1 protein-coding gene is annotated in these 470 nt (G+C 35.7%); it reads left to right on the top strand.

Annotation, left to right across the window (positions count from 1 at the left end):
- The coding region (locus BWI93_RS13630) for a transposase (RefSeq protein WP_141217459.1) at positions 1-454 on the top strand (454 nt) is incomplete at its 5' end.
- Positions 455-470 lie beyond the last annotated feature (16 nt).

Here is a 470-nt window from a genome sequence, read left to right as displayed (position 1 = left end):
CGGATTTAAGCTGCAAGTAATGTTAACGGATCGTGGGGTTGCTGCCTTGGTTTCAATTACGCCTGCTCATTGGCATTATGTTTGTTTTTTAGATCACTTATTAGAGTTACAAGTATATAATTGTCAGATAATTGCAGATAAAGCATACCTCTCTTTAAGGCAACAAAAGATTCTTCGTCAAGATCATAAAATAGAGTTGATTACTCCTTTAAGAGGCAATATGAAACATCAAAAGTCACCCTGGAACTCTTTTTATCGGGGTCTGAGAAAAAAAATAGAAACCTTCTTCTCTCAATTATGTGACCAATTCCATCTAAGATGCTCCTATGCCAAGTCCTTCAATGGACTTTGTTCCAGAATTTGTTCTAAAATTAGTGGTATTACAATACTGAATTGGCTGAATTTGAACAACAATAGGCCTTTAAATCTCCTTAAACATGCTTTGGCCTTTTAATCCGCACAACTGGTTA

It is taken from the genome of Siphonobacter sp. BAB-5385 (genome assembly GCF_002261125.1).
Taxonomy (GTDB): Bacteria; Bacteroidota; Bacteroidia; order Cytophagales; family Spirosomataceae; genus Siphonobacter.
This window is presented reverse-complemented; position numbering and strand designations above follow the sequence as displayed.